The sequence below is a fragment of the Providencia sp. PROV269 genome (assembly GCF_028477785.1).
GTDB classification, from domain to species: domain Bacteria; phylum Pseudomonadota; class Gammaproteobacteria; order Enterobacterales; family Enterobacteriaceae; genus Providencia; species Providencia rettgeri.
Genome location: NZ_JAMPLV010000017.1, coordinates 144,686 through 161,957 on the forward strand (window position 1 = coordinate 144,686; position 17,272 = coordinate 161,957).

Sequence of the window (17,272 nt, forward strand, 5' to 3'; positions counted from 1 at the left end):
GTCTCATTATTAAGCTGTAGCCTCAGTTGTGAGAGATAACTATGTTTGGTAAAGGTGGATTGGGTAACCTGATGAAACAGGCCCAACAAATGCAAGATAAAATGCAAAAAGTTCAGGAAGAAATCGCTCAACTAGAAGCTACAGGCGAATCTGGTGCAGGGTTAGTTAAAGTGACGATTAATGGCTCACATAACTGCCGCCGTGTTGAGATTGACCCTAGCTTGCTCGAAGACGACAAAGAAATGTTAGAAGATTTGATTGCAGCGGCATTTAATGATGCTGCACGTCGTATCGAAGAAACTCAAAAAGAAAAAATGGCGAGTGTTTCTAGTGGTATGCAATTACCACCAGGCTTTAAGATGCCATTCTAATGCAAACAAGTCCGCTTCTTGAATCGTTGATGGAAGCTCTGCGCTGTCTCCCGGGGGTTGGCCCCAAGTCAGCGCAGAGAATGGCTTTTCATCTTTTACAGCGTGACCGAAGTGGGGGAATGCGTTTAGCGCAATCGCTCACTCGAGCCATGTCTGAAATAGGTCATTGCCGTGATTGCAGAACATTTACAGAACAAGATATCTGTAATATTTGCGATAACCCACGTCGTCAACAAAATGGTTTGATTTGTATTGTTGAAAGTCCAGCAGATATCTATGCAATAGAACAAACCGGGCAATTTTCCGGGCGTTATTTTGTCCTTATGGGGCATTTGTCCCCACTTGATGGAATCGGCCCAATGGATATCGGCCTTGATAGACTCGAAGAGCGCTTGGCGTCCGAGACTATCACTGAAGTGATTTTAGCAACCAATCCAACGGTTGAAGGAGAAGCGACGGCAAACTATATTGGGCAAATGTGTGCTCAATATGGGGTGGCGGCGAGCCGAATTGCGCACGGTGTGCCAGTGGGTGGGGAGTTAGAGTTAGTCGATAGTACGACGTTGTCTCATTCGCTCTCCGGCCGCCTTAAACTTTGATATCCTCGTCATACTTTGCACTGTAGCGTTGTTGTCTTCATGCGTTAACCCTAGTCACATACTGGTGTATGCTCCTAGGGATTAACGTATTTGACGCCTAGCTACAGCACAAATTATTTAGAGGATGATATTGATTTCGTTTTTCTAAAATCCCCCTACAGAATTCAGTTACTAATTTGAGCCGTAGGGGGCTGGGCTCGGTGACTTGGTTCTCATACTAGTATGCTCCTAGGAATTAACGTATTTGACGCCTAGCTACAGCACAAATTATTTAGAGGATATGATTGGAGATGAGTAAAATTATTCCTTTCATTAACTACCTTTAAAATGATTGCGGTTGTTATTATTTTCTTTCTAATCATTGGCTTTTGAGTTTGGTCTGCTAAATTTTTTATCCCTTTCGCTTGAATTTCTGTTTTTCGCCCCCAACTAATCTGCATCGATAAGTCAAACCTATCCAATTAGATTGATGAAATAGAGGCGATTAATGAGTATGAAAGGACAGGAAACGCGTGGTTTCCAATCAGAAGTTAAACAACTCCTCCAATTAATGATCCACTCTCTTTATTCGAATAAAGAGATTTTCTTACGTGAATTGATCTCCAACGCATCAGATGCAGCAGATAAACTGCGTTTTCGAGCATTATCTAAACCAGAATTGTATGAAAACGATGGTGAGTTGCGTGTGCGTATTAGTGCCGATAAAGACCAAGGTACATTGACCATCAGTGATAACGGTATCGGTATGAGCCGTGAAGAGGTGATTGAAAACCTTGGAACTATCGCAAAATCAGGCACGAAAGCATTTTTAGAGTCATTAGGTAGCGACCAAGTCAAAGACAGCCAAATGATTGGTCAATTTGGTGTCGGCTTCTATTCCGCATTTATAGTGGCCGATAAAGTGACGGTACGTAGTCGTGCGGCGGGTGCTCCTGCCGATGAAGGTGTGTTCTGGGAATCTGCTGGTGAAGGTGAATATACCATCGCTGATATTGAAAAAGCGGAGCGCGGCACTGAAATTACCTTGCATTTACGTGATGATGAAAAAGAATATCTCGATAACTGGCGTCTACGCTCAGTGATTAGCAAATATTCTGATCATATTGCTTTACCCGTTGAAATCGAAGAAAAAAATGAAGAAGACGGTACGGTAACTTGGGAAAAAATTAACCAAGCGAAAGCATTATGGACTCGCAGTAAATCTGAAATTTCAGACGAAGAATACGCAGAATTCTATAAACATATCTCCCATGACTATGCAGACCCGCTGACATGGACACATAACCGCGTAGAAGGTAAGCAAGAATATACTAGCTTGCTGTATGTGCCGTCTAAAGCCCCGTTTGATCTATGGAATCGTGACCAACAGCATGGTTTGAAACTCTATGTTCAACGCGTATTTATTATGGATGACGCGGAACAGTTCATGCCGAATTACCTGCGCTTTATTCGTGGGGTGCTGGATTCCAATGATTTACCGTTGAACGTTTCGCGGGAAATACTGCAAGATAGCGCATTAACTCGTAGTTTACGCAGCGCATTAACCAAACGTGTTCTGCAAATGTTGGAAAAACTGGCCAAGTCTGATGCAGAAAAATACCAAACTTTCTGGCAACAATTTGGTTTAGTGATGAAAGAAGGTCCTGCAGAGGATATGGCAAATAGCGAAACTATTGCTAAACTTCTGCGTTTTGCGACGACTCATACCGATAGCAGTGTACAGAACGTCTCTCTAGAAGAGTATGTTAGCCGCATGGTTGAAGGCCAAGATAAAATTTACTATATCACTGCAGACAGCTATGCAGCGGCAAAAGGTAGCCCACACCTTGAGTTATTCCGTAAAAAAGGTATTGAAGTCTTGCTGTTATCTGACCGTATTGACGAATGGATGATGAACTATCTGTCTGAATTCGACGGTAAACAGTTCCAATCCGTAAGTAAAGCAGACGAGTCATTAGATAAGCTAGCGGATGAAAACAAAGCAGAACAAGAGGAAGCGGATAAGCAATTAGAGCCATTTGTTGAACGCGTTAAGTCATTCCTTGGTGAGCGCGTTAAAGACGTTAAACTCACGCATCGCTTAACGGATACGCCTGCCATTGTCACAACAGACGTGGATGAAATGAGTACACAAATGGCGAAACTGTTTGCAGCAGCTGGGCAAGCCGCACCAGAAGTAAAATATAACTTCGAATTGAACCCAACGCATCCATTGGTGAAAAAAGCTGCAGAAGTGTCAGATGAATCCGTGTTTGCTGATTGGGTGGATGTTTTGTTGGATCAAGCACTGTTAGCCGAACGTGGCACATTGGAAGATCCAAACCTATTTATACGTAAAATCAATGAATTACTTTTAAAGTAATTTAATTTGATATTTTCGATATTGAGCATAAACCACGCTTTTGCTTGTGCTTTAGCGTGGTTTTTTTCTTTTGCGAAAAAAGATAAATGCGAAATCGTTTACGTGTGTTCTTGAGTAAAGCAGCATGCTAATGGTATGGTAGCTTGTTTTCTTTTCAAATTATAAAAATCTAAATAGCAAGGGGTTTACGCAATGCGTATCATTCTGCTTGGCGCTCCAGGCGCTGGTAAGGGCACTCAAGCTCAATTTATTATGGAAAAGTTTGGGATCCCTCAAATTTCAACAGGTGACATGTTACGTGCCGCTGTTAAATCAGGGAGCGAACTCGGCTTACAAGCTAAAGAGCTGATGGATAACGGTAAATTAGTTACTGATGAATTAGTTATCGCATTAGTTAAAGAGCGTATCAAACAAGATGACTGCCGCAATGGCTTCTTGTTGGATGGGTTCCCTCGTACAATCCCACAAGCGGATGCGATGAAAGAAGCGGGCATCACTGTTGATAATGTACTGGAGTTTGATGTACCAGACGAAATCATTGTTGAGCGTATTATTGGCCGTCGTGTACATGCACCATCAGGCCGTGTTTATCACATCAACTTTAACCCACCAAAGGTTGAAGGCAAAGACGATGTAACAGGTGAAGAACTAACCATCCGTAAAGATGACCAAGAAGACACCGTGCGTAAGCGTCTGGTTGAATATCATGCATTAACTGCACCTTTAATTGCGTATTACCAAAATGAAGCTAAACAAGGGAACACCAAGTACTTCAAATTAGATGGTACACGTAAAGTGTCTGAAGTTAGTGAAGAACTGGCGAAAATTTTAGGTTAATATTTGTACTAACTATGCTTTGTGTTGCAGTAATTGTAACTGCAATTCGAATTATTTTAAGTATAAGGTATTATATGGAGGCAGCGATGATCGCTGCCTTTCTTTTTTATACCACTTGGTGACAAAAATCGTTAATTAACTGTGCTAAAGTTGGGAATAATTATCAATTAGGAGTTGTTTCATGTCAGAAAAAAAATACGGCATTTTGTTAGCAAACTTAGGAACCCCTGATGCCCCAACAACCTCAGCAGTGAAACGCTATTTAGCCGAATTTCTTAGTGATAAACGCGTTATTGATGTACCGCGCTTGATTTGGAAGCCGATTTTACATGGGGCGATTTTGCCTCTTCGCTCTTCTAAAGTGGCGAAGTTATATAAGTCTATTTGGTTAGAAGGTGGCTCACCATTACTGGTTTATTCTTTGCGTCAAAAACAAAAGTTAGCAGAGTTATTGCCTAATATTGCTGTAGAGATAGGCATGAGCTATGGTTCGCCTTCAATTAAAAGTGCGGTAGATAGTTTGCTAGACCAAGGTGTTACCGACGTAGTGGTTCTTCCACTGTATCCACAGTATTCCTGCACGACAACTGCAGCGGTTTATGATGCATTAACCCGAGCGTTTGAAAGTAGACGTACCATTCCAAGCGTGCAATTCATTCGTAGCTATGCGACACATCCTGCTTATATTCAAGCTTTAGTGGCCTCGATAGAAGCAAGCTTTGCCCTGCATGGTGAACCCGATAGGCTAATATTGTCGTTCCATGGCATTCCACAGCGTTATTGCGATACAGGTGATATTTACCAGCAAGAGTGCGAAAAAACGGCAGAGGCACTCCGTGAGGCGTTGAATTACCCAAGCGATAAAGTCATGCTCACCTATCAGTCACGTTTTGGACGTGAGCCTTGGTTGATGCCTTACATGGATAAAACTATGCATGAATTACCCTCCCAAGGCGTAAAATCCGTTCAGGTCATTTGTCCAGGGTTTTCAGTTGATTGCCTAGAAACATTAGAAGAAATTAGCGAACAAAATAAAGAATTTTTTATGAGTAGTGGCGGTGATAAATATAATTACATACCGGCTTTAAATGATAATCCAAATAGCATTCATATGATTAATTCAATAATTCAAGATGTACTAAAATAACTAATTCAGCAAATTAATGAAGAAAAGTTTGCTTATCGATATATCAATAGGCTCATTATGGACTATAATCACTTATCTGAAATTATAAATGATTGAATAAATGTTATGTCTTTTGGAATTAATATGAGCAATAAGCAGCCCCCACAAGGTAATATAGAGCAGAAGCCGTCTTCTGCTCATCAATTTCATATACAACAAAACGATGAGATTGATTTAATGGCCTTGTTTTCCATTTTGTTAAAACATAAATTTTTGATTCTTATATTTACGATTGTTTGTATTGCGGTGAGTGTTGGTGTTGTTAAACTATTACCTCAAAAATGGAGCAGTACTGCTATTGTTATTCCCCCCGCATCTGAAGAGCTCAAAGAAGTTAATGCATTTAAAGCGCAATTGGATGTATTAGATGTTCCTGTTGATCTAAGTGCTCAACGTGTTTTTACTGCGTTTATTGACCAATATCGTTCGAAAGTTAATCAAGAAAGTTATGTGAGAAGTACTGAGTATTATCATAACCTTGCAGAGAAAATTGACCCAAAAGATGATGTTATCGCTCAGCAAAGGCTAGTGAATTCAATCATTTCAAATGATATTAAAATTCAAGATCTGTCAAAAGAAAAAAACAGTACTTCAAATGATATTGTTTTAAGCTTCACTGCTCCGTTGCCAACTGAAGCCCAAGATTTACTAGAAGGCTATATTCGTTATAGTGCATCGAAAGTAAGGCAACAGCTAAAAGTTGAAATCGATAATATGATTTCAGAGAAACTTATTTATGCCAGTGAGTCACTAAAACGCGAAGTCAGCAAAATTCAAACTGAATACGATGTTAAGGTTGAAAGGCTTAAACGAGCTGTTGATATTGCAAAAGCCGCTGGAATTGAAAAACCGATCGCCAGCGAATCTGTTGCCATCAATGATGACCCTGATTACCCTATTGCGTTAGGGACTGAAGCTTTAGAGAAAAAATTACTGATTGAAACTCAAAATCGTGATTTAGCATTGATGAGCGAAAACCTACAAAACCGTAAGATTTATATTGATGATTTACAAGAGTTAACCAGTAAAGAGTTAGATTTTACGCCAGTTAAATTTATTTTAACGCCAGACTTACCATTGCATAAAGATTCGCCTAAATCAGCGTTAATTGTTGCGTTGAGCGCCATATTAGGTTTAATTTTGAGCTGTGCATTTGTGTTAAGTCGGGAGCTTTATCGCGATTATAAATATCAAAATCAGTAAAATTACCGCCAAATGACAAACAATGAAGCCAGTGCCTTCTTTGCAGGTGCTGGCTTTATTTTATCGTGTTAGAATAGGGCGATGTTCCATTGTTAATCTTCTAATTATGAAATTCCCCGGTCAGCGCAAATCAAAACACTATTTTCCTGTTAGTCTCAGAGATCCTTTATTACAGCCTTTAAAAGAAACCTTGGCAGATGATGAGAATTGTAAGTCCTATATCGTTGGTATCGACCAAACATTAGTCGATATTGAAGCGAAAGTGGATGACGACTTTATTCAGCGCTACCAGTTGAGTAAGGGGCATTCACTGGTTATTGAAGATGATGCCGCCGAAGCTTTGTATAAAGAGCTCACAGATAATGCATTGATTACTCATGAATTTGCAGGTGGAACGATTGGCAATACCTTGCACAATTATTCGGTATTAGCGGATGACAGGTCTGTTTTATTGGGCACAATGTGTAATAACATCCAAATTGGTAGCTATGCATATCGCTACCTGTGCCATACCTCAAGCCGCATGGATTTAAATTTTCTACAAGGTGTGGATGGGCCTATTGGGCGCTGTTTTACCTTGATCACTGAAAATGGCGAGCGAACTTTTGCTATCAGCCCTGGCCATATGAATCGCTTGCACCCAAATAGTATTCCAGAGGATATTATTGCGGGGGCTTCTGCATTGGTTTTAACCGCTTATTTAGTCCGTTGTAAACCCGGAGAAACCATGCCTGATGCGACTATGCAGGCTATTGCGTATGCGAAAAAGCACAATGTTCCCGTTGTGTTGACGCTTGGAACAAAATTTGTCATCGCTCAAGACCCTCAATTCTGGCGTGATTTCTTAGCGGAACATATTTCAGTCGTTGCAATGAATGAGGACGAAGCGCAGGAACTGACAGGGCTGAGCGACCCATTACTCGCCTCTAATATGGCATTAGACTGGGTCGATTTAGTTTTATGTACAGCGGGCCCATCAGGCCTATATATGGCCGGCTACACCGAAGACGCTTATAAACGTACGACGCAGCACCCACTATTACCGGGTGCGATTGCAGAATTTAACTTATATGAATTTAGCCGAGCAATGCGCCAACAAGATTGCCAAGTTCCATTACGTATTTTCTCTCATATTGAGCCTTATATGGGCGGGCCTGAAAAAATAATGAACACGAATGGGGCGGGAGATGGGGCGTTATCGGCATTACTTCACGATATTACTGCCAATTCTTACCATCGTTCAAATGTACCGAATTCCAGTAAACATGAACGCCAATACTTAACATATTCCTCTTTAGCTCAAGTATGCAAATATGCTAACCGTGTGAGTTATCAAGTATTAACTCAGCATTCACCTCGTTTGAGTCGTGGCTTACCTGAAAAAGAAGATAGTTTAGAAGAGTCTTATTGGGAACGTTAAAGCGAAATAATTCTCATTTGAATTAATGATGTCAATTTTAAGGCACTTCAATATAATTGTTATTGAGGTGCTTTTTTTCGAACAATTATTCTGATGAATTGTTGTCACTAAATTTTATTAATTGAGGTGATTTTTTTACCTTCAAATTATATATCTATAAATAATGTAATGCTTAATGATGACTAATATAGATATTCATATGGTGAGTGTAATATTAATAATGGATGAGAGTTTGAGTTAATTTCAGACTAATAAATAAAAGCTGTATGCTACTTTAGGAGTATTCATATTTGGCATACAGCTAATTATTTTTAAATATATAAGTATGGTTAATGCTAATTAATGTTGTTTAGCAACAGTGAGCTCACTTTCTTCTTTAACTATTTCAGCTGCTTTTGCATCTTCAGCTTCATAACGCATCGCCTGTGGTACTGAGATTTTAATCGCAATAAATACCGCTAAGAAGCCGCCTACTAGTTTGCCCAGTAAAATAGGTAAAACGAGAGTAGGTTGGAAGTTGGCCGTGAAGGCAAGATGATCACCGATGGTCGCTTGTGCGCAAACACCAAATGCCACACATAATACCTTATCCCTCGCTCGCATTTCTTTGAATAAATGATAAGTAGCGATAATGTTTGCCATAACCATAATAAAACCTAAAGAACCTGTATCACTCAGTTTTAAACGGTTACTTAATGCACGGACTAAAGGCTTGCAGTAGCGTTGGAACAGATAACAAATGGGGAATGTGCCCGCTAACATGATACCGATATAACCCGCAATTTCGATGGCACGGAATAGTTCATTTTGGTCAGCAAACAGTGGGTCAAAGCCCCATGCGCCGAAAACTTTGGTGAATACACCAGTAAAGTGTTCAACAATGGAAAATGCTAAGACTAATTTGACGAATGCATCCATAATTTTACCAAAAATCAGGAAGCCCGTTACCATTAACATCGGGCGATATTTTAGCCCTGCGGCTAATAAAAAACAGAATACAAACAACGGCATCAGGTATTGCAACATGGTAAAGAAATCTAAGGTTAATTGATGTGCCGCTGGTGAGTTCGTAGAAATAATGTCCCTTACAGGAATATTATTGAAGGTAATTAATAGCAGCGAAGCCAATACACCAAATGGTATGGAGATCAACCCTGCCATCGCACCAAGTGCAAGGTATTTATGATCTTTACGATTTAACATTGTTAACCCTACAGGGATCAGGTAAACAATAGTGGCTCCAGAGGTATAACCGATCAACATTGCGGTGATCCACATATCTCGATTAGTCGTTAGTGCATCGGCAAGTTGGTAGCCGCCCATATCAACGGCAATAATCGATAAGGCTGCAATAGAAACGTCTGAGCCGACAGAGGAAAAGACGGGTCCAAGAATGTAAGAGATTAATTGCGAGAGTAGCGGAACAGCAGCCATGATCCCGGCTTGAGCGAGAAATACGGGACCAATAGAAAAGATCCCATTAACAAACTCTTTTCCAAGCTCGCTGGCGGGTCTAACAATGGATGCGACAGCACCAATAATGGCGCCACACATAATTAAATAAATAATGTAATTTCCGAATTCAGCCATGGTAGGGTTTCCTTTTATTATTTTAGTGTCTTAATTGGCGAGAACGGGCAATGATGTCGCGATATTGTTCCATCACACCTTGCATATTCGTTCCATCAGGATGTGTCACGGTTGCATTGCGTCTTACCGCCATTTCATGAGTGATCCCGAGACCTTTGCGAGCTAACAAGGCGGCGCCTAGTGCAGTTACTTCACGGTTTGCTGGTGCTTCAATGTTTTTTTGTAATAAATTGGCTAAAAATTGCTTAAAATATTGATTTGAAGAGAGCCCTCCATCGACTGAGATTGACTGGCCTAGTGGTGAAATTTTTTCCATTGCAAAAATAACTTCAGCGGAACGTGCGGCTATGCCTTCCAAAACCGATTGCATCATGTCTTTTTTGTCGGTATCTAATGAAAGACCCGCCCAAAGGCCAGCAGCACTGCGATCCCAATATGGACATCCTAAACCGGATAATGCAGGGACAAAGGCTAGGCCGCGTTTAATAGCGGATTCAGCTCTGAAATCCCCGAGTTCATCGAATGAGTCAAATAAACCGATTTTGCGAGCCCAATTGATGGCAGATGCTGCGTTGTAGACGCCGCCATCTAAACCAAATACAGGAGGTTGATTGGGAAACTTCCAACAGAGTGTGGGCAATAAACCGCTGTCATGAGTTTGTGGAATATCAGTGCCAGTTAGTGCTTGCAAGAACGCGCCGGTACCGAAGGTGATTTTGGCATCACCTTTCTCACGGCAGCCATGGCCGAATGTGCCAGCAAATTGGTCAACGATAATGGCGGTGACTGGGGTGAGGTGCCCATCGAGGTTGATAGCGCCAAAGTCACCAATGTTATCTTTAATAGGCGGCAAGCAATGGATGGGAACACCAAAAATGTCACATAGTTCTTGATCCCACTCTAGCGTATGAATATTGAGTAATGAAGTTCGAGATGCCGAGTTATAGTCGGTGACGAATACGCCACATAACCGGTCGAGAAAAAAAGCATCCATCGTACCGATGCGTAATTTATTTTTATCCGCTAATGTTTTCGCACCGACAACATTGTTAATAATCCAGCCCATTTTGCTGGCGGAAAAATAAGGGTCGAGAGGTAAGCCTGATTTAGACTGTACCAGCGGCTCTAACCCTGCTTCCTTGAGCATTGAGATGGTTTTTTCTGTCCGTAAGTCTTGCCAAACAATTGCGTTGTATAAAGGGCGCTTGCTATCCGCATCCCATGCGACAATGCTTTCACCTTGGTGACAAAGCCCAATAGCATCAACGACTTCGCAGCTATGTAAGCATTTAATGATGTTTGCCAGTATTTCCTCTGGGTCATGTTCAACCCAACCACTATTCAGCGTGATTTGTTTATGAGGAATACTCATAGGGGAGTGGTAATGGCCGCCTTCTTCAAAGACAACGACCCGGGTTCCCGTTGTTCCCTGATCGATAGCCGCATAACGTTGATTGAGCATCACAGTATTCCCAGTGTTATAAATGTTGTAAATAGGTCTGTTTTTTTGCTTACTATCGTTTAATCGGAAATAAAATCCACAAAAAACTCACAGTAAGTTTCACTAATGTGACAAAAATCACAATAAAGTAACAATGTGAGTAAGTTTTTGGTTGTTGCTGTGCTTTGTGTTGTTTTAATTATTGTGATTGTGGGAATTATGTGGTTTTATGTGTGCAAGTTTTAAGTTAAGGATCTCAGCCATGGATATTAATAATAAAAAAATTTGGGATGTCATTGTCATCGGCGGTGGTGTCATTGGCTGTGCTGTGACACGTAAATTCACACTGATGGGTGCCAACACGTTGTTACTTGAACGTGGAGGTGACATCCTTTCGGGAGCAAGTAAGGCAAATAGTGCGCTATTACACACAGGTTTTGACGCCACACCAGGGAGTCTAGAACTTGAGTGCATGCAAGAAGGGTATCGTGAATTCATTGCAATCAGAGAAAAAATGAATTTACCTCTTCTTGAAACGGGGGCATTAGTGGTTGCATGGAATGATGAGCAACTCAGTAAATTACCGGCGATAGTAGAACAAGCACATACTAACAACGTATTAGATGTGGCAATTATTGATAAAGAAGAGCTATATCGCAGAGAACCCCATTTAGCACCCGGGGCACTTGCAGCTGTTTCTGTGCCAGGTGAAGCGGTTATTGACCCATGGAGTACGCCACTTTCGTATTTAACCCAAGCAGTGAAGCATGGGGCTGAGTACCGCTTTCATTGTGAGGTTAATGGTGGAACACTCCATGATGGACTATGGCATTTAACCACATCAAAAGGTGAGTTTTCTGCCCGTTTAGTCATTAACTGTGCAGGAATTAATGGGGATATTGTCGAATCAATTTGCCACCCATCACCGTTCCAAATAAAGCCACGTAAAGGGCAATTTCTTGTTTATGACAAAGCGGCAGCAGCGGATATCAATGCGATTATCCTACCAGTGCCGACTGCTATCACAAAAGGTGTATTGCTATCGAAAACCATCTTCGGCAACCTCTTGCTTGGCCCTACAGCGGAAGAACAAGATGACCGCTGGAAAGCAGAGGTAAAACAAGAAGTGCTTGAGGACTTAATTGCCCAAGGTTCTCGCATGTTACCTTCATTGCACAATTACAGTGTGACCGCAACCTATGCGGGGTTACGCCCTGCTACAGAAGAAAAATATTACCGCATTAATGACTATCCAGAAAAACAGTGGATATGTGCAGGGGGAATTCGTTCCACAGGTTTAACTTCGGCCTTAGGGGTGGCAAGCTATCTTGGTAAATTGTACCAAGAGAATTTCACACCGCTTTTTGAGCTATCACCACCAGAAGTACTGATTTGGCCAACTATGCCAATGATTTCTGAATATCATCAACGGGATTACCAATGTAAAAGTAATGGCGGTATTGTTTGCCATTGTGAATTAGTGACCCAGCGGGAGATTGAAGCCGCATTTGATTCGGATATTCCTCCTGAGTGTTTAGGGGCTTTACGCCGCAGAACGCGAGTGATGATGGGGCGTTGTAATGGGTTTTATTGTAGTAGTCAGGTGGCTGAAATTATTAATGGTCGCTTCGACCACACATTGGCAGTGGAGGCCGTAAAATGAGTGTAAATTATGATGTTATTATCATTGGCTCGGGCCCTACAGGTGTCGCTGCGGCACAGGCACTACGTCGTCGTGGTATACAAAATATCGCCATCATTGAGCGTGAAGCCCATGCTGGTGGCGTTCCACGTCACTGCCAGCACCCAACTTTTGGCATTTTAGCTTTTAAACGGCCGATGAAAGGCAACCAATTTGCTGAAAAAATTGTTAATCAATTGGGAGATACCCCGATTTTTACCCGTAGCACGGTGACTGCGTTACAACCTAATGGGAAATTAACCGTTTCAACACCAGAAGGTCTTGTTGAAATGCAAGCTAAACGGGTTTTGATAGCGACAGGGGTAAGAGAAACACCTCGCCATCCGCGCTTAGTTTCAGGCTTGCGGCCACAAGGAATTTTAACCGCAGGGGCATTACAGCAATTTGTTTATTTAAATGGCAAGAAGCCTTGCCGTAATCCCGTGATTGTAGGCAGTGAATTAGTGAGTTTTTCTGCGCTATGGACACTAAAAAACGCAGGCGTTAAAGCCCAAGCGATGATTGAAAGTGGTGAGCGGATTTTAGCTTTTAAACCCGCGACTTTATTTGCTAAAGCGATGGGAACCCCCGTTTATTTAAATAGTAAAATTACTGAAATTGGTGGCTTAGATCGTGTGGAATATGTGGTTGTTGAAACGAAAGGTAAAAGCCACAAAATCATGTGTGATTCGGTCATTTTTACGGGGCAATTTGTGGGTGAAAATACGCTAATCCGTAAAAGCCATTTGAGCTTTGATGCGGCGACAGGAAAACCGGTAACAGACCAATATGGGCGTTGCTCTGATACTCGCTACTATGCCGCTGGCAATATGTTGCATCCAGCCGATATGGGTGACCAATGTTACCAAGAAGGTCTTATAACTGGCGGATATATTGCAGACGATTTATTAGCAAATCATCACCAACAACATGTCAAAGTTACCCAGCGTATTCCTGTACAAGTTAATGAGAAAATTTGTTTTAGTGTTCCAGCGTGTATTGATATGGATAATTTATCAGTGCGACAAATTGATTTTAATATCAAAGTTGAACAGCCAGTGAACGGAACTATTCGTGTTATGGCAGGGGATACCCTGTTATATGAAAAACGCCATCGCTGTTTACCAACACGACGTATTTTACTGAAAAACATTGATTTAACAAAAATACAGCAGGAAGCTACTGAAATTAGTATCACTGTTGTATAGTGCTGGAAAGTTAAATGGTTAAGAAGGATTAAACTATGTGTGAGGGACGTTCCTCAAAAGTACGTCATCAAACCATCATTGAGCTGCTTTCTACTCAAGGGCAGGTTTACGTACAGGAGCTTGCTAAACATTTTAATGTCGCGCAAGAAACCATCCGTCGTGACCTTAGTAAGCTTGAAACACAGAAGTTACTGAAAAAAGTCCATGGTGGGGCTGTCAATATTCAATCAAAATTTGAGCGTAATTTTACGGAAAGAGCACAAGCCGCGGTTGATGAGAAAAAAGCGATTGCGGCGAAAGCGGCTGAGCTGATTAAACCTGGAGACACATTGTTTATTGATTTTGGCACAACCACCTTTGAATTTAGCCAAAGAATCAAATTGATTGATAACTTAACCGTTATTACAAATTCGCCGTTATTGGCAAATACGTTACAAGAAAACTCAACTATCGAAACGATTTTGATTGGAGGGCAATTTAACGCAGCGCAAAATGCGTGCTTAGGGGCTATTGCACTAAAAAATATTGCTGAGTTTTTTGCTGATTATGCAGTCATTGGGGCAGGGGCGATACACGCATTGCATGGCGTGATGGATCAGCACGTCGATGAAGCGGCAATCGCACAAAAGATGATGGAAAACAGCGATAAATTAATGGTGTTAGCGGATGGCACGAAAGCGAATAAACATGCGATTAATTTTGTGACAAGTTGGGACAATATTGATTATTTAGTGACAACCAGCAAAGAATTTAAATTACCTGAAAGTAAAAAACATCCTAAAACGAAAATTATTGTTGCGGACGTTGAATAAGTTTTAATTCTATAAATTAAACACTCCCCATGGAAAATAATTAATTATTTTTCATGGGGTTGCTTTAACTAAAAAATGTTCATCGAAAATTAACAACACCTAGGAAAGATTATGAGCCTTTATTTTATTGCTTGCCCTTATTCAGACCCCGATAGCAATGTTGTAGAAATGCGCTTTGCTGAATGCACTAAATTTGCAGCAGAACTGGCGCTTAAAGGTATCGCTACCTATAGCCAAATCACAATGACCCATCCAATTAACCAATACTTAGCCTCACAAGGACAAAAAGTCGCATGGTCTTCTATTGATATGGAATTTCTAAAGCGGTGTGATGGTTTAATTGTGCTGACATTACCTGGCTGGGAAAAAAGCGGTGGTGTTGCAGCTGAAATTCAGTTTTTTAAAGACCAAGGGCTGCCAGTTTGGACTGGGGATGAGTTTATCGCTCACTATTTAGAGTGAACGATGAGGGAAAGTAAAAACCGAAGATAAACTATCTAGAGTGGATAGAAATAATAAGCGTATAAATTTCAATGTAATAAAAAAGGAAGCAATGGCTTCCTTTTTTTATTAATGGAAATAGAGGTTAATGAGCGGGTTTTAGATAATCATCTAAACTTTTGCCTTCACCTTTTTTATCATTGTCACCATCAATCATATCATCGATAGAACAACCGAACTCTTCCACATCATTGCACATGAGTGTCGCCATGGATTTTGCAATTTCATGTTCACCTATAATGATATGGTCTGCTCCTCGTTCTTTAATAAAGCTGACTTCATCATCATAATGGGCACGAACAATCACAGTGACATCTGGGTTCATTTCTTTCGCGGTTGCGACAATTTCACCGGCTTCATAACCATTAGGGATAGTTAAGAGCAATGTTTTGGCGCATTCAATACGGGCAAGGCTAATAATTTCTCTATTGGCGCCATTACCTAAGATTGCGCTAAAGCCATTTTCAGCAAGTTCTTCAAACCGAGAGCGGGTATCTTCAACAACGACAACCGGAATTTCCCTTCTACGCAGTTTGTCTGCAAGCATGCCACCTACTCGGCCGTAACCAACGATGATGGCGTGGCCGCAGATATCGACAGGAACTTGGGTTTCCTCTTCCAGAGTCTCTTCCAGCAGTTGCTCTTCGATAGTTTCGGTTTTCTCAAGATACTTATCTAATAAGCTAAATAACACAGGGTTCAGCATAATAGAGACAATTGCACCCGCTAACACCAAGTTTTGCGCGTCTTTATCCATGACACCTAGGGTTAACCCCATTCCGGCTAAGATAAAGGCAAATTCACCAATTTGCGCAAGACTAACTGAAATAGTTAATGCGGTTCGTCGTGAATGGCCAAACATCCTAACAAGTACCAAGGCAGCTGCGGATTTACCAATAATGATAATGGCGAGAACGGCTAAAATTCCCAGAGGCTGCTCAATTAATACGACTGGGTCGAACAGCATCCCAACTGATACAAAGAACAGTACGGCAAAGGCATCACGTAGTGGCAGAGTGTCTTGTGCGGCGCGATGGCTGAGTTCAGACTCATTTAATACCATTCCTGCGAAGAACGCACCAAGGGCAAATGAAGCATCAAAAATAGCCACAGCAGCATAGGCAATGCCTAATGCGAGTGCGAGAACAGCAAGAGTGAAGAGCTCACGAGAACCTGTTGATGCGGTACGCGATAAAATCCATGGGATTACTTTACGGCCCACGACAATCATAATAAATATGAATAGAACAACTTTACCAATTGTCCATGCAAGGCCAAATGCGAGCTCACTGAAGCTGGCATCATCCGTGTTCATGATAGCTGCCGCCGCAGGCAGTAGAACGAGTGTTAAGACCATCGCTAAGTCTTCAACAATCAGCCAGCCTATAGCAATTTGCCCACGCTGACTTTCAATCAATTGACGTTCTTCTAATGCACGAAGTAATACGACGGTACTGGCAGTTGATAAACATAGGCCAAATACAACGCCTGTAAATATTCCCCAGCCAAATAACATCGACAGGCCAAGGCCCAGTAAGGTTGCTACTGCGATTTGAGCAATAGCTCCGGGAATGGCGATGGCTTTAACAGCAAGTAAATCTTTTAATGAGAAATGTAGGCCTACCCCAAACATCAGTAAGATAACACCGATTTCAGCAAGTTCAGGTGCCAGTGCTGCATCAGCAACAAACCCAGGGGTAAATGGGCCTGCTAGGACACCGGCTGCAAGATAGCCAACTAAAGGGGAAATTTTTAATCGCTGTGCGATCATACCTAACAAATATGCAAGGGCGAGACCACCAACAATGGTTGTGATTAAGGGCGTTGAATGCTCCATTTAGTCTCCTCTGGTTAGTATAAAAATAGAAAGGTGGGTACATGCCGTTGACTTTTAAAATGAGGCCTTCATTTTAAAATGCAAATTGCATGTTTTTATATTCTAACTTTTTTTGAGATAAATTTCCTTAAAAAAATGAAATGTTTTTAAAAAAAATGCAGGTTAAAGGAGCTAAATCGTTACAAGCTTTGTGTTTGTGAGATTTTTATCTGAAATTTATCGAG

At 41.3% G+C, this 17,272-nt stretch carries 14 protein-coding genes; 11 read left to right on the plus strand and 3 right to left on the minus strand.

Annotated elements, in window-relative coordinates:
• The first annotated feature begins 41 nt into the window (after positions 1–41).
• From PR683_RS17695 to PR683_RS17725, 7 genes are all read left to right on the plus strand, one after another.
• Positions 42–371, plus strand: a complete 330-nt coding sequence (locus tag PR683_RS17695) for a YbaB/EbfC family nucleoid-associated protein (RefSeq protein WP_004260403.1) — start codon at positions 42–44, stop codon at positions 369–371.
• Positions 371–970 (plus strand): recombination mediator RecR, encoded by a 600-nt coding sequence (gene recR, locus PR683_RS17700; RefSeq protein ID WP_004913633.1) that lies wholly within the window; start codon positions 371–373, stop codon positions 968–970. The genes PR683_RS17695 and recR overlap by 1 nt, the downstream gene beginning before the upstream one ends.
• A gap of 493 nt (positions 971–1,463) precedes the next feature.
• Positions 1,464–3,332 (plus strand): molecular chaperone HtpG, encoded by a 1,869-nt coding sequence (htpG, locus tag PR683_RS17705; protein WP_004913627.1) that lies wholly within the window; start codon positions 1,464–1,466, stop codon positions 3,330–3,332.
• A 192-nt stretch (positions 3,333–3,524) separates the two neighbouring features.
• Positions 3,525–4,169: an adenylate kinase gene (gene adk, locus PR683_RS17710; protein WP_004913624.1), complete on the plus strand. Its 645-nt coding sequence runs from the start codon at positions 3,525–3,527 to the stop codon at positions 4,167–4,169.
• A 181-nt stretch (positions 4,170–4,350) separates the two neighbouring features.
• Positions 4,351–5,316, plus strand: coding sequence for a ferrochelatase (gene hemH / locus PR683_RS17715; protein WP_123382363.1), 966 nt, complete (start codon positions 4,351–4,353; stop codon positions 5,314–5,316).
• A 123-nt stretch (positions 5,317–5,439) separates the two neighbouring features.
• Entirely contained in the window at positions 5,440–6,558 is a 1,119-nt protein-coding gene (gene wzz(fepE), locus PR683_RS17720; protein ID WP_004913617.1) for an LPS O-antigen length regulator Wzz(fepE), read from the plus strand.
• Positions 6,559–6,664: 106 nt separating this feature from the next.
• Positions 6,665–7,978, plus strand: a complete 1,314-nt coding sequence (locus PR683_RS17725; RefSeq protein ID WP_004913614.1) for an inosine/guanosine kinase — start codon at positions 6,665–6,667, stop codon at positions 7,976–7,978.
• A gap of 339 nt (positions 7,979–8,317) precedes the next feature.
• Here PR683_RS17725 and eutH read toward each other — a convergent pair whose 3' ends face one another.
• Positions 8,318–9,568, minus strand: a complete 1,251-nt coding sequence (gene eutH, locus PR683_RS17730; RefSeq protein ID WP_110732207.1) for an ethanolamine utilization protein EutH — start codon at positions 9,566–9,568, stop codon at positions 8,318–8,320.
• Positions 9,569–9,590: 22 nt separating this feature from the next.
• Complete coding sequence (locus PR683_RS17735) at positions 9,591–11,030, minus strand: FGGY family carbohydrate kinase (RefSeq protein WP_110732206.1); 1,440 nt, start codon at positions 11,028–11,030, stop codon at positions 9,591–9,593.
• A 241-nt stretch (positions 11,031–11,271) separates the two neighbouring features.
• Between PR683_RS17735 and PR683_RS17740 the strand changes: the two genes are divergently transcribed.
• The 4 genes from PR683_RS17740 to PR683_RS17755 all read left to right on the plus strand — a co-directional run bounded on the left by PR683_RS17740 (position 11,272) and on the right by PR683_RS17755 (position 15,172).
• A complete protein-coding gene (locus PR683_RS17740; RefSeq protein WP_164528510.1) occupies positions 11,272–12,672 on the plus strand; it encodes an NAD(P)/FAD-dependent oxidoreductase in 1,401 nt (466 codons plus the stop codon).
• On the plus strand, positions 12,669–13,898 hold the full coding sequence (locus PR683_RS17745) for an NAD(P)/FAD-dependent oxidoreductase (RefSeq protein ID WP_109912067.1): 1,230 nt from the start codon (positions 12,669–12,671) through the stop codon (positions 13,896–13,898). The genes PR683_RS17740 and PR683_RS17745 overlap by 4 nt, the downstream gene beginning before the upstream one ends.
• A gap of 35 nt (positions 13,899–13,933) precedes the next feature.
• The gene (locus tag PR683_RS17750) at positions 13,934–14,710 is read left to right on the plus strand and encodes a DeoR/GlpR family DNA-binding transcription regulator (RefSeq protein WP_004913603.1); all 777 of its coding nucleotides are present in this window, start codon (positions 13,934–13,936) and stop codon (positions 14,708–14,710) included.
• A gap of 111 nt (positions 14,711–14,821) precedes the next feature.
• Positions 14,822–15,172, plus strand: coding sequence for a DUF1937 family protein (locus PR683_RS17755; protein WP_004913600.1), 351 nt, complete (start codon positions 14,822–14,824; stop codon positions 15,170–15,172).
• A gap of 124 nt (positions 15,173–15,296) precedes the next feature.
• Here the strand turns inward: PR683_RS17755 and ybaL are convergent, their stop codons facing one another.
• Positions 15,297–17,048, minus strand: a complete 1,752-nt coding sequence (gene ybaL / locus PR683_RS17760) for a YbaL family putative K(+) efflux transporter (protein WP_123382362.1) — start codon at positions 17,046–17,048, stop codon at positions 15,297–15,299.
• Positions 17,049–17,272: the final 224 nt, after the last annotated feature.